The sequence below is a fragment of the Alphaproteobacteria bacterium genome, assembly GCA_037200005.1.
In the GTDB taxonomy this organism is placed as follows: domain Bacteria; phylum Pseudomonadota; class Alphaproteobacteria; order UBA9219; family RFNS01; genus JBBCGY01.
Genome location: JBBCGY010000001.1, coordinates 410,756 through 423,797 on the forward strand (window position 1 = coordinate 410,756; position 13,042 = coordinate 423,797).

At 62.2% G+C, this 13,042-nt stretch carries 12 protein-coding genes, 1 tRNA gene and 1 other RNA gene; 8 read left to right on the forward strand and 6 right to left on the reverse strand.

Annotation, left to right across the window (positions count from 1 at the left end; genetic code table 11):
• Nucleotides 1-3: 3 nt before the first annotated feature.
• Nucleotides 4-1,800, reverse strand: a complete 1,797-nt coding sequence (locus WDO70_02165) for a DNA polymerase III subunit gamma/tau (GenBank protein ID MEJ0062026.1) — start codon at nt 1,798-1,800, stop codon at nt 4-6.
• Between the two features lie 80 nt (nt 1,801-1,880).
• Nucleotides 1,881-1,978, reverse strand: an RNA gene (gene ffs, locus WDO70_02170) — signal recognition particle sRNA small type.
• Between the two features lie 197 nt (nt 1,979-2,175).
• Here ffs and WDO70_02175 point away from each other — a divergent pair.
• The 6 genes from WDO70_02175 to WDO70_02200 are packed head-to-tail and all read left to right on the forward strand — an operon-like array spanning nt 2,176 to nt 7,633.
• A complete protein-coding gene (locus tag WDO70_02175) occupies nt 2,176-3,120 on the forward strand; it encodes a UTP--glucose-1-phosphate uridylyltransferase (GenBank protein MEJ0062027.1) in 945 nt (314 codons plus the stop codon).
• 49 nt (nt 3,121-3,169) lie between these two features.
• On the forward strand, nt 3,170-4,171 hold the full coding sequence (locus WDO70_02180; protein ID MEJ0062028.1) for an NrtA/SsuA/CpmA family ABC transporter substrate-binding protein: 1,002 nt from the start codon (nt 3,170-3,172) through the stop codon (nt 4,169-4,171).
• A complete protein-coding gene (locus tag WDO70_02185) occupies nt 4,171-5,139 on the forward strand; it encodes an NrtA/SsuA/CpmA family ABC transporter substrate-binding protein (GenBank protein MEJ0062029.1) in 969 nt (322 codons plus the stop codon). Before WDO70_02180 ends, WDO70_02185 begins: the two co-directional genes overlap by 1 nt.
• 2 nt (nt 5,140-5,141) lie before the next feature.
• A complete protein-coding gene (locus WDO70_02190) occupies nt 5,142-6,110 on the forward strand; it encodes an ABC transporter substrate-binding protein (GenBank protein ID MEJ0062030.1) in 969 nt (322 codons plus the stop codon).
• A gap of 3 nt (nt 6,111-6,113) precedes the next feature.
• Nucleotides 6,114-6,878, forward strand: coding sequence for an ABC transporter permease (locus WDO70_02195; protein ID MEJ0062031.1), 765 nt, complete (start codon nt 6,114-6,116; stop codon nt 6,876-6,878).
• On the forward strand, nt 6,875-7,633 hold the full coding sequence (locus WDO70_02200) for an ATP-binding cassette domain-containing protein (GenBank protein ID MEJ0062032.1): 759 nt from the start codon (nt 6,875-6,877) through the stop codon (nt 7,631-7,633). Before WDO70_02195 ends, WDO70_02200 begins: the two co-directional genes overlap by 4 nt.
• A 113-nt stretch (nt 7,634-7,746) precedes the next feature.
• Here the strand turns inward: WDO70_02200 and WDO70_02205 are convergent.
• Nucleotides 7,747-7,823: transfer RNA gene (locus WDO70_02205), tRNA-Arg, on the reverse strand.
• A gap of 384 nt (nt 7,824-8,207) precedes the next feature.
• Here WDO70_02205 and WDO70_02210 point away from each other — a divergent pair.
• Entirely contained in the window at nt 8,208-8,816 is a 609-nt protein-coding gene (locus WDO70_02210) for a DUF6647 family protein (protein MEJ0062033.1), read from the forward strand.
• Between the two features lie 9 nt (nt 8,817-8,825).
• Complete coding sequence (locus WDO70_02215; GenBank protein MEJ0062034.1) at nt 8,826-9,257, forward strand: hypothetical protein; 432 nt, start codon at nt 8,826-8,828, stop codon at nt 9,255-9,257.
• On the opposite strand, the gene polA is transcribed toward WDO70_02215, so the two are convergent.
• Genes polA through WDO70_02230 form a run of 3 tightly spaced genes read right to left on the reverse strand, consistent with a single transcriptional unit; the run spans nt 9,254 to nt 13,018 of the window.
• Nucleotides 9,254-12,064, reverse strand: a complete 2,811-nt coding sequence (gene polA / locus WDO70_02220; GenBank protein MEJ0062035.1) for a DNA polymerase I — start codon at nt 12,062-12,064, stop codon at nt 9,254-9,256. The two genes, WDO70_02215 and polA, sit on opposite strands and share 4 nt — an antisense overlap.
• Entirely contained in the window at nt 12,061-12,828 is a 768-nt protein-coding gene (locus tag WDO70_02225) for an SDR family NAD(P)-dependent oxidoreductase (protein MEJ0062036.1), read from the reverse strand. Before WDO70_02225 ends, polA begins: the two co-directional genes overlap by 4 nt.
• Before the next feature lie 4 nt (nt 12,829-12,832).
• Nucleotides 12,833-13,018: a zinc-finger domain-containing protein gene (locus WDO70_02230; GenBank protein MEJ0062037.1), complete on the reverse strand. Its 186-nt coding sequence runs from the start codon at nt 13,016-13,018 to the stop codon at nt 12,833-12,835.
• Nucleotides 13,019-13,042: the final 24 nt, after the last annotated feature.

Below are 13,042 nucleotides of genomic sequence, written 5' to 3' on the forward strand. Positions count from 1 at the left end.
GAATTACTCCTCGGTGGGGTCAAAAACGGGTTCAAGGGGACTGTCGGTTTCGTTTTCCGCGGCGGGTTTCGATTCGGGCGGCGCGACGGCGTAACGGATTTTGCCGAGTTTCGCGCCCGGAAACAAGCCGAGCGCGGTTTGCACCAGGGGATGGCCGAGAATCGCCTCGCGCTCCGCCGCTTCCCGTTCCGCGTCCAGAGTCGCCAATGTCGGAGCCCCGGCGTCGCGCGCCAGCGTGACGAGCCAGCGTTGTCCGGTCCATGCCGTCAGGCACGCCCCGGCGCGCGAGGCGAGATCGGGAGACGCATGAGGATCGAGGAACAGTTCCAGCTTGCCGGGCTCCAGTTTGACCGGATGGGCGAACTGGTATAATTCGCCGTAAAGCTTGACTTCGCGCCCTTCGGCGAACATGGCGACCAGCGCGCGGAAATCATCCGGCATCGCCATCGGCGGCTTGATCTGGAGGTCGGCGGCGGGCGCGGCGACGGGCTGCGGATTCCTGACGGCGAGCGCGACATTGCCGCGCGTCATCATGGCCACTGGACCGCCGCCATGGCCCGGCCCGCCGGAAGGCGATGGCGCACTCGCCGCGGCCTGATCTTGCTGCAATTTGCGGATAAGGTCGGCGGGCGGCGGCAGCGAGGCGGCGTAAGCCAGCCGGATCAAGACCATCTCCGCCGCCTGCGCCGGATGCGCCGCGGCTTGAACTTCACCGATGCCCTTGAGCAGGATTTGCCAAGCGCGGGTCAGCGCCGGAATCTCGAGCTTGCCCGACGCGGCGATGAACTGCTTTTCGATTTCCGGCAGCGCGCTGCCTTGCGCCATGTCCGGCGCCAGCTTCGCGCGGGTCAGAAGATGCGTCAGCTCCGCCATGTCCTGAAGCAGCACCAGCGGATCCGCGCCGCTTTGCTGCATGTCGTCATAGACGCCGATTCCTTCGCGCATCTCGCCGAAGAAAATATGCCGCGCCAGATCCATGACCCGGGTGCGGTCGGCGAGGCCGAGCATTTCCTGCACGGCGGCGGCGGTGACGCTTTCGCCGCCGCGCGCGATGGCCTGATCGAGCAGGCTTAAGCCATCCCGCACCGAGCCGTCGGCCGCGCGGGCGATCAGCGCCAGGGCTTCGGGCTCGATGGACGTTTCCTCGGCCTTGGCGACGCCGGCGAAATGCGCGATCAGGGTTTCCGCGTCCACCCGGCGCAGATCGAAGCGCTGGCAGCGCGACAGCACCGTCACCGGAACCTTGCGCACCTCGGTGGTGGCGAAAATGAACTTCACATGCGGCGGCGGCTCCTCCAGCGTCTTGAGCAACGCGTTGAAGGCGTTCTTGGACAGCATGTGGACTTCGTCGATGATATAGACCTTGTAGCGGGCGTTGACCGGATTATAGCGCACGCCGTCGACGATCTCGCGGATGTCGTCGACGCCGGTGCGCGACGCCGCGTCCATTTCCAGCACGTCGACATGCCGGTCGGCGGCGATGGCGACGCAATTGCCGCAGACGCCGCACGGGTCAGGCGTGGCCTCGCCCTTGCCGTCCGGGCCGGTGCAGTTCAGTGCCCGGGCGATGATGCGCGCCGTCGTGGTCTTGCCGACGCCGCGGACTCCCGTCAGCATCCAGGCCTGGGCCAGCCGTCCGGCCTTGATCGCGTGGGTCAGCGTGCGGACGACGACCTCCTGGCCGATCAATTCCTGGAAATTCTTGGGGCGGTATTTGCGGGCGAGGACGCGATAGGGCGCGGCGCTGCCGCCGGGAACCGGATCGGAATCGGGGAGAGCGGCGGCGGGAAATAAGCTCATATCAATCAGCGATCAGTCATCGATGGCCGGAAAAGCACGCCTTCCGGCGGCTCGCGACTGTTACCTGTCCTCATGGTTAAGTGGGAGATTGAAACGACGACCCGGCGCGAAACTCGTTACGGTTGCTGCCTTTCGGCCCTGGCCGGATTGGCGAGAACGCCGTCCGCCGCCAATCTCCCGCCGTTTTTATAGCAGGATTCCAATGCCTCGTGTCCAATGATTCTTCCGGGCCGCGAAGCTTGCGCGCCGGGGCGGTTTTAACCCCGATTCCCGAACACGAAAACCTTTTTACTTTCCCGAAAAATCGTTATTAATTGGGGCTGTAAGGACATTTTACGGTTAAACTTTATCGTTCATTGATATGGAAGAATAAAAATGGCCGATTCTATTCGCATCGCCGTGATTCCAGCCGCCGGTCTTGGCACCAGAAATTTCGTGTCGCCGGAGCTTCCGAAGGAAATGCTGCCGGCTTTCGACCGACCGCTGATTCATCATATCATCGACGAGGCGCGCGAGGCGGGCATCGACCGCTTCGTCTTCGTGCTGAGTCCCGGCAAGGAAATATTGCCGAGGCATTTCGAGCCGCATCCGGAACTCGAAGACACGCTGCGGGCGCGGGGCAAGAAAGATGTTCTCGATTTTCTGAGCGCCGCCGCGTTGCGGCCCGAACAGGTCGAGGTGGTCTATCAGGAACGGCCCTTGGGACTCGGCCATGCGGTGCTGTGCGCTAACCCGTATGTCGGCGACCGGCCTTTCGCGGTCATGCTGCCCGACGAGATCACGCTGGGCAGGCCCCGATGCCTCGAGCAGATGATGCAGGCCTATAGGCGGCATGGCGGTAATATCATCGCGGCCACGAACGTGCCGCGCGACCAGACCAACCGCTACGGCATCCTGAAACTCGGCGCGCCCGAAGGTCAGACCGCCGCGATCGAGGGCATGATCGAAAAGCCCCGGCCAGACGTTGCGCCTTCGACGTCGGCGATTGTCGGACGTTATATCCTGCAGCCGAGAATTTTCTCCCATCTCGCCAGAACCGGGCAAGGCGCCGGCGGCGAAATCCAGCTTACCGACGCCATGGAAAGACTGAGGCAGGAGCAGTCGTTTCGGGGTTTCGTATATCCCGGCATGCGTCACGATTGCGGCCATCTAGTCGGGCTTTTAGGCTGCGCCGCCGCCGTGGCGCTGCAGCATCCGCGATACGCCGCCGAAGCGCGCGCTCATCTCAGCGCCCTTCTTGCTCCGGTCCGCCCGCCGCCGCAGCCGGGCGGCGAAACGGGGCAGACTCCGGAAAGCGGGATTGACCTTGCGCCTAAGTAACGGGTGAGGCATCAGTAACCGTGCCAACATTCAAGGTCAGGTGCCCGCGATGCTGAAATCATTGAAGCTGATATCTCTTGTCGGCGCAGCGCTTTTCTTGTTCCCCCACGGTCTGCGCGCGCAGGAGGCCCCGGCCCAGGAAAAACCCGCCCCGGAAAAAATAATCTATGCCGGTTCGCCGGGCATCTCCGTTCCCGTCATCGTCGCGCTCGCGAAGGGCTATTTCGCCGAAGAAGGGCTCGAGGTCGAATACGAAACCATCGAGACCGGCAAGCTCGGCATGGAGGCGCTGCTGGCGGGGCGGGCGGATTTCGCCTCGGTCGTGGCCACGAATCTCGTCTATGCCGGATTCCAGACCGACGCCTTGCGTGTCATCGCCTCTTACGGGGTCAGCCTGGACGACGCCGTGATGTTCCCGGCGGACTCGCCGATTCAAAAGCCCGCCGACCTTAAAGGCAAGAAAATCGGCCTCGCCGCTTCCACCTCGTCGCAGGCGTTCCTGATCCGCTTGCTGGAAAAGAACGGCATGAGCTGGGGCGATATCACGCCGGTTCCGCTGCAGCCGCCCGCGGGAGCCGCGGCGCTGATCGGCGGGCAGATCGACGCGTTCGTGACATGGCAGCCCTGGCGCACCGCGATCCGCAAGGCGTTCGAGGGCAAAGTGCGTGAAATCGAGAATGACGGCTTCTATCCGCGCCAGAGCTTCTGCGCCGCGACCCAGGCCTGGCTCGACGCGCATCCCGGCGTCGCGGAGAAATTGCTGCGGGCGCTGATCAGGGCGGAAGCGGATATCAATCTGCATCCCGAGGAAAGCGCCCGTATCGTCGCCGTGCGCACCGAGCAGGACATGGCCTTCGCGCGCAGCTATGTCGTGCCGCCGTTTCGCGTCGACATGAATAAGGACATTCTGCCGCTGGTGACATCCTATGCCGAATGGGTGGTGAAGAATCAGGAGGAATTCATCGGCAAGCCGCTGCCCGATTACGGCAAAAATCTCGCGACCGGCCCGATGAAAGCCGTCGTGCCGGAGCGCGTCGGGGAGGGCATGTGATGCGCCTTGCGCGGGCGGCGCTTGCTTTCCTGCTTTTCCTGCCCGCTTCCGTTTCGGCGGCGGACAAGCCCATAACCTTCTGCCGTCCCGATAACCTCGTGGCGTTGCTGGGCTATGTCGCCGAGGAAAACGGGTATTTCAAGGAAGAGGGCATCGCGCCGGTTTTCCTGACCGCCACCAACGCCAAGATATGCCAGGACAATCTGGTCGCCGGAAAGGGCGACATGATGTTCGGCGGCGAGGGGCCGTTCACCTATCTGGGATTCCGCGCCCATCCTCTGCTGCTCGTGGCGCAGCTCGGCACCAATCCCGAGACGGCGGTGTTCGCGCGCGCCGACGCCGGGATCGCCGCCGAAAGCGATCTGAAGGGCAAGCGCATCGGCTATCTGCCCGGCACGGTGTCGGCCTTGTATCTCGCCCGCCTGATGGAAAAATTGAAATTGACCGCCGATGACGTCAAGCTTACGGCAATGCAGCCGCCGGTAATGCCGCAGGCGCTGCGGGGCGGCATGATCGATGCCTTCGTGATGTGGGAGCCGTGGGGCGACGCGGCGCTCAAGCAATTGGGCGGCAAAGCTATAAGACTACGCGATCCCGCCTTGTATAATTACGCGTCGGTTTTCAGCGTGACGGCGGCTATCGCGCAAAACGATCCCGCCGCGGTGCGGGCGGTTCTGCGCGCGCTGCTGAAAGCGGAAATTTTCGTCAAGGACCATCCGGCGGAAACGATGCGGATCGCGGCGAAGGCGGTGCGTTTCGACGCGGCGGTGATCGAGAAATACTGGCCGGATTACGATAACCGGATCACGCTCAACCCGTCCCTGACGGCGTTGCTGGAAAAGAACGCGCGCTATATCATCCGCGACGATCCGAATTTCAAGGATAAAGCCGTGCCCGATTTTCGCCCATTTATCGATCCGTCGTTCCTCCGCGCCGTCGCGCCGGATCGGGTGGGAGAGGGGATGTGACGATGCACCGCCTCGTCCTGCTGTGTGCGGCGCTTCTGCTGTCCTTTCCCGCGCGGGCGTCGGAACTGGAAAAGGTGATTTTCTGCCGCCCGCAGAGCCTGGCGTCGGAACTGGCCTATATCGCGGAGCAAAAAGGCTATTTCCGGGAGCAAGGATTGGATGTCGAATTCCTGCCGTCCGTCAGCGGCAAGATATGTCAGGACAATCTCGTCGCGGGTAAGGCCGATTTCGGTTATGTCGGCGATGGGCCGATCAGCTATCTGGGGTTTCACGACCACGGCCTGCGCGTTCTGGCTCAAGTGCAGCGCAATCCGGAACAGGCCCTGATCGCGCGCCGGGATCACGGCATCGCGCGCGAGGCGGATATAAAAGGCAAGCGCATCGGCTATCTGCCCGGCACGACTTCTTATTTCTACCTGGCGCGGCTTTTGGATAAATTGGGCCTGCGGCTGGACGAAGTGAAGCTGCAGCCTTTGCAGCCGCCCGCCATGCCGCGCGCCCTTGAGGGCGGCGTGATCGACGCCTTTGTCGTCTGGGAGCCTTGGGGCAGTCAGGCCATGCGCCTTCTGGGCGATAAGGGAATACGTCTGCGCGACAAAACTTTATATGACTGGGCGTGCCTGCTTGTCGCTACCAAAGCTATGACGGATGAGCGGCCCGCCACCGTTGAAAAGCTTCTGAAGGCGATGCTTAAGGCCGAAGCCTATATTCGGGACAATACGGAAGCCGTCATACCCTTGCTTGCCGAAACGGTTAAGATGGATATTGAGGTGGTCAAACTGGATTGGCCGGATTTCGATCATGGAATTAAACTTGACCGCAGCCTGACCGGCTTGCTGGCCGCGAATGCGCATTACATTCTTCGCGACGACGCGAATTTCAAGGACAAACCCATGCCGGATTTCCGCAAGAGCTTCGAGCCGAAGTTCCTCCGCGCTGTCGCGCCGGAGCGGGTTCAGGAAGGATTCTGACGCATGAACGCGCGCGGGCACAGGGCCGAGTTTCTTCTGGGGTTCGCGCTGATGGCGCTCGCTTGGCTGCTGTTCGCGGATGTCGGCGGCATTGCCAATCCGCTGCTGCTGCCGCCTTTGGGCGAAGTCGTGAAACGGCTATGGCAGCTTGTCGAAAACGGCGCGCTGGGACGCGATCTTGGCGCGACATTGTGGCGCTGGCTGCAGGGCTTCGCGGCGGGCGCGGTTCTGGGAACCGGCGCGGGTCTGGTGCTGGGCGCGCTGCCCAGGCTCTACCGGATGGTCGAGGGGCCGATCGAATTTTTCCGCGCCATGCCGGTGACGGCGATCTTCCCGCTGTTCCTGATGATTTTCGGCATCGGCGACGAAAGCAAGATCGCGATGGCGTTCATGCCGACCTTTCTGCTGATGCTGATCAATGCGGGCTATGGCGTCCTGCATGCCAGCCGCGATCGCCGCCGCGCCGTCCGGGTGTTCGGCGCGAACCGCTGGCAGGTTTTCCGCCATGTGGTGGCGTTCGAGGCGCTGCCGCAGATTTTTATAGGTCTTCGTTTGGCGCTGTCGCTGTCGCTGATCGTCATCGTGGTGTCGGAGATGTTCATCGGCACCGATACCGGCATCGGCCAGCGGATTTACGATTCCTATCTCACCAACGCGGTGACGACGTTGTACGCGCTCCTGCTGGTGCTGGGGCTGACGGGCTACGTGCTGAACAAGCTCAGCGTTGCCGCCGAGAAACGCTGCGTCTTCTGGGCGGGGCGCGGATGATCGCGTTCGAGAACGTCCGCCGCATCTATGCCGAGAACGGGCAAGAGCATGTCGTGCTCGACGATATCAGCTTCAAGGTGGAGGCGGGCGAATTCGTGACGCTGTTCGGCCCGAACGGCTGCGGCAAATCGACGCTGATGAATCTGCTGACCGGCATCGATCGTCCGAGCGGCGGCGTCATCGGCGGCGCGGCGGCGCTGAAGGGCCAGATCGGATTCGTGTTCCAGGATTACCGCCGCGCGCTGCTGCCATGGCGCAGCGCCGCCGAAAACATCATGCTGCCGCTGGAATTGCGCGGCATGAAGCGCGCGGCGCGCCAGGCGAAGCTCAAGGGCCTCGTGCGGCGTCTGCATCCGGATTTCGATCTCGAGCAGCCGATCTACACGCTGTCGGGCGGACAGGCGCAGATGGTCGGGCTGATGCGCGCCCTCATCATCGAGCCGAAAATCCTGATTCTCGACGAGCCGTTCTCGGCGCTCGATTACGCCCGCACGCTGGCTTTGCGCCAGACGATCATGCAGGCGGCGAAAGAGTTCGATCTGACCGTGCTGTTCATCAGCCACGATCTCGAGGAGGCGCTGTATCTCGGCGACCGGGTGGTGTTCTTCACCAAAAAGCCGACGCGCGTCGCGGAAATCCTCGACGTGAATTTCGCGCGGCCGCGCCATCCCGATCTGATCGGCTCGCCGGACTTCGCCGCGCTCAAGCTCAAGGCGCTGCATGTTTTCGAGGGCTGCGCGGGGGTGTATTTATAGCGCGGCGTTTGCGCCGGCCCGTCTTCGTTCCGCTACGCGGAACTACGCCGGGCACTGCTTCGCCCTAACGGCCTGCGGTGGCTGCGCCACGCGTAGCCCGTAAGGGCGAAGCGTGGTGCGCCCGACATGATTCGAACATGTGACCCCCGGTTTAGGAAACCGGTGCTCTATCCAGCTGAGCTACGGGCGCTTGCCGCGAGGATTTAAGCTTTGCGGCGCGGCGGAGTCAATTTTTGCCCATGGCGGAATTTTTTTTGCGCAGCGCATACGGCGGAAACCGCGAAGGGTGAGCAGCGTATGTTTGGCTGATTATTCGCAGATATCCGCGGATTTTTCGGCATCGCTTCATTACGCGCGAGAGTAAAAAATGCGGTTCGTGGCTCAACAGAAATACACATAATCGTAGTCACCCTATGACTGTATATAGAGGGACTGCAAGGATGGGGGTTTCTAGAAGCCGGCCGTCGGGGGCGTTTCGCGCGCGGCGGCCGTTTGATCCATGGCCTCTTTGTGTTGGGCATTCCTGCCCGGCGGATTTTCTGAGAGCGGATTATTTGTTCAGAGCGTGCTGGGCATGGCAAGGCTTCTCGCCGGACTGCTGCTGGTCTTGAGCTGCATGGGCTGTGCGGCGCAATCCAGGAATTCCGGCGATATTCCGATCAACAAGGAACTGATCGGCAAGCTGCAGGCATGGATCGAGCGCGAAACCGGATACAAGGCGGCCAACCAGCCGATCGTCGTGTCGAGCACGGACAAATTCCGGCAGGTGATGGCCTTGAACGGCGCGCTGCTCAGTTCCGGTGTTGCCTTGTATATCCCCGGCATGATCGTTCTCAACAATGATGATGGCGGCGGCGGCCATGACGTGGTGGAAATCAGCTTGTTGCTGCATGAGCTCGTGCATCACGCGCAACTTTTCTCCAAGAAACAGTATCAATGCAATAACGCCAAAGAATATGAGGCCTATACGCTTCAGAACAAATGGCTGGCGCAGCAGGGCGAATCCGCTTTCGCCAGCCGGGCGTGGATCATGAAAATGGCGTATTGCGACACGCCCGATCCCCCGGCATTAAAAGCATGGGCCGCGCGTTCGGATCCAGCGGACAGAAAAAACAGCGTGAAAAAAGGACGGAAGGCGAAGAAAAAACACTCCATGATCGTCGTCCATCCCCAGCGTCATTAGGAGAATGTCATGCCCCATTTATCCCGAATGACCGGCAGGCTATTCCAGGCCGCGATGGTTTTTGGAATGCTGGCCGGCTGCGCGGAACAAGAGAAGCCGGATGACGGGCCGCCGATGAGAGGAGGCGATGTCTGGATCAAGATGGACGACATGAAATGCCAGCAGATGATGCAGGATATGCCTCCCGAGCATATACAAATCATGCAGAATTGCATGGGGGCGAATGCCGGTCTTAGGGAAGACATTCATGCCGAAACGAACGACCAGATGTGCCGGAAAACCATCAAAGCCATAGCCGCCGAACATATGGCATTGATGCGGAGCTGCATGGGGCCGAATATGAGCCTGATAAGCGGCCACGATGAGGCGGCGGATAAAACGGACATCAAAACCGATGAGCCGCATACCCGGTATCAGCCGGGGAAAAAGAAGAAGAATTAATGCGCTTCGGCCCAGTTCTTGGCGAGGCCGGTTTCGGCGACCAGAGGCACGCTTAGGGTTACGGCAGGCGCGGGGGCGGATTCCATCACCGATTTCACCAGCGCCGCCGTGGCTTCCGCTTCGCTTTGCGGAATCTCGAACAAGAGTTCGTCATGAACCTGGAGCAGCATCTTGCCCTTCAGCCCCGCCGCTTCGAGCGCGGGCGGAATCCGGATCATCGCGCGCTTCATGATGTCCGCCGCCGTGCCTTGCAGCGGCGCGTTGATCGCCTGGCGCTCGGCGAAATTGCGCCGCGCCGCGTTCTTTTCGCCGATGCCGCCGATATGGATGCGCCGCCCGAATAAAGTTTCGACATAGCCATGCTCGCGGGCGAATGCCTTGGTCTTTTCCATCCATTCGCGAAGTTCGTGGTAACGATCAAGATATTGGCGAATAAAAGCGTTCGCTTCGCCGGGCGCGATGCCGATCTGCCGTCCCAATCCGAAACCGCTGATGCCGTAGATGATGCCGAAATTGATCGCTTTCGCCGCCCGGCGGCGATCCGGCGTCATCTGGTCGAGCGGAATGCCGAAGACTTGTGACGCGGTCAGCGCATGGATGTCGGCGCCCTGGCGGAACGCGTCTGCCAGCGCGGTAATGCCCGCCATCGCGGCGGCGAGGCGCAGCTCGATCTGCGAGTAGTCGACCGACAGCAGAATATTGCCCTCGGCGGCGACGAAGGCGCGGCGGATGGCGCGCCCGTCTTCGGTGCGGATGGGGATGTTCTGCAAATTCGGCTCGGTCGAGGACAGTCTTCCTGTCGCCGCGCCGACCAGTGAGAACGAAGTGTGGACGCGCCCCGTGCGGGCGTCGATCTGTTTCTGCAGCGAGTCGGTGTAGGTGGACATGAGCTTGGCCAGCGCGCGCCAGTCGAGAACCTTGGCCGCGATCTCATGGCCTTGTTCCGCCAGCGGCTCCAGGATTTCCGAGCCGGTGCTGTAGGCGCCGGTCTTGCCCTTTTCGCCGCCCGGCAGCCCAAGCTCGGCGAACAAGACTTCCCCAAGCTGCTTGGGCGAGCCGACATTGAATTCGCGCCCGGCGAGGCGGTGAATCTCGGTCTCCAGCACCATGAGGCGCTTGCCGAAATCCTGGCTGAGATTTTGCAGTACATGGGGGTCGATCAGCACGCCGTCTCTTTCCATCGCCGCCACGATGGGAATCAGCGGACGCTCGATGCGCTCATAGACGCGCGTCACATGCTGGCGGGCGATTTCCGGCTTCAGTTTCAGCCATAGGCGCAGCGTGAAATCGGCGTCCTCGGCGGCGTAAGCGCAAGCCTGGTCGAGCGGCACGCGGTCGAAACTGATACGGCTTTTTCCGCTGCCGGTCACTTCGGCGAAGGAGATCATCTTGTGGCCGCAATGGAGCAGCGCCAGATCGTCGAGGCCATGGCCATGCAATCCGGCAGCGAGCGCGTAGGACAACAGCATGGTGTCGTCGATGGAGGCCATCGTCAGGCCGTGCTGCGCCAGAACCTGCATGTCGAATTTCAAATTGTGGCCGATCTTCAGCAGCGCCGGATCGGCGAGATAGGGCGCGAGGATTTCGGCGGCCTGTGCGGGAGTCATTTGCCTGGGGCGATTGCCGCCGCCGAAATCGAGTTCGCCGCTCGCGCTTGCCTGCGGGTCGCGATGATTGACCGGAATGTAGCAGGCTTCGCCCGGCGCGCGAGCGAGCGAGATGCCGACCAGCGTTGTCGTCGATGGCGTCAGCGATGTGGTTTCGGTGTCGATGGCGAGATAATCTCCGGACTTCGCCAGCCAGGATTTCAGCGCGGCGGCGTCCTGGATTAGGTCATAGTGCTGCGGGATGAGGGATTTCGACTCCGGCAGCGGCTCCACGGTTTGCGCGGGCGCTTGAGGCTGTTCGGAGACGGTCGGCGCGGCGGCATGACCAAGTCTCGTAAGCAAAGATTTGAAATTTTGTGCTGTCAGAAAAGCGCGCAGCACGGCGGGGTCTTGCTTGACGATCAAATCCTCGACCGGCGCGGGCATGGGCGCGTTCTCGTCGAGCGTGACCAGGCGGCGGGAAATGCGCGCCTGTTCGGCATGCTGGATCAGCAATTCGCGCCGCTTCGGCTGTTTGATTTCGGCGGCGCGCTCCAAAAGCGCGTCGAGCGAGCCGTAGATATTGATAAGCTCCGCCGCCGTCTTCACGCCGATGCCCGGCACGCCCGGCACATTGTCGGTGCTGTCGCCCGCCAGCGCCTGCACGTCGATCACCCGGTCGGGCGCGACACCGAATTTCTCCATCACTTCCGCCGCGCCGATGAGCTTGCTCTTGAGCGGGTCGTAGAGCGAAACCCCGTCGCGGATCAGCTGCATCAGGTCTTTGTCGGCGGAGACGATGCGGACTTCCCAGTTTCTTTCCCGCGCCGCGCGGGCATAGGCCGCGATCAGATCATCCGCCTCGTAATTATCAGCTTCGATGGCGGGCACGCCGAATGCGCGCGTCGCCTCGCGGATCAGCGGGAATTGCGGGATCAAATCTTCCGGCGCGGGCGGGCGGTGCGCCTTATATTCGGGATAGAAATCGTTGCGGAATGTCTTGCGCCCGGCATCGAAGATCACGCCGATATGCTCCGCGCCGATTTCGCGCAGCAGCTTCGCCAGCATGTTGCAAAAACCGGCGACCGCGCCGATCGGCGTGCCGTCGGGCCGGGTCAGCGGCGGCAATGCGTGATAGGCGCGGAAGATATAGCCGGAGCCGTCCACCAGATAAAGCGTGCGCGCCGGATCAGGATTGATGGCGGGTGCGGCCTCGGTCATGACGCGACGCGATGCACCGCCAGCGGGCCGGACGCCTGCGTGACCGGGAACATTTCGATGCGGCTGATATTCACGCGCGGCGGCAGCGTCGCGGCCCAGAATACCGACTCCGCCACGTCTTCGGCGGTCAGGGCGTTCGCGCCCCTGTATATGGCGGCGGCGCGTTCGGCGTCGCCCTTGAAGCGGGTGAGCGAGAAATTCGTCTCGACCATGCCCGGCTCGATGCTGGTGACGCGGACGTTGGATGCCGTCAGGTCGCAGCGCAAGGCGAGGCTGAACTGCGTCACGAAGGCTTTGGTCGCGCAATAGACATGGCCGCCCGGATAGGCATAGTCGGCGGCGATGGAGCTTATATTGATGATGTGGCCGAGCTTGCGCGCCGCCATGCCCGCGAGCGCGAGGCGCGAGCAGATGACGAGGCCCTTATTGTTGACCTCGATCATGGTTTCCCAATCGTCGAGATCGGCCTGGCCCGGCGGGTCCATGCCGAGCGCGAGGCCGGCGTTATTGATCAGCAGATCGATGGCGGCGAATTCGGGTGGCAGTCCGGCGAAGGCGCGCTCGATGGCCTTGCGGTCGCGCATGTCGAAGATCGCCTGGTGCACCGGCGTTTTTAATTCCTTCGCCAGCGCGGCCAGCTCGTCCTTCTTGCGCGCGGCCAGAATTAATTTGCTGCCTGCCGCCGCGAAACGGCGGGCGAAGGCGCGGCCGAAATCGCCGGTCGCGCCGGTAATCATCACGGTTTCTGGAACGTAACCTGTCATGGCTTTAGTGACCTGCTCCGATGTTGGCGTGCGGATCGGCGATGAAGCGCCGCCCGCAATAGGGGCAGTCGATCTGCCCGTTTTTCGCGAGCGTCAGATAAACCCGCGGATGGCCCGCGCCCGAAGCGGTGCTGCCGTCGCAGGCGAAACACGATTCCGTGACGGTGATGATTTCGTGGGGTTGCGTCATGGGATAAGGCCGTTGTTAAACTAC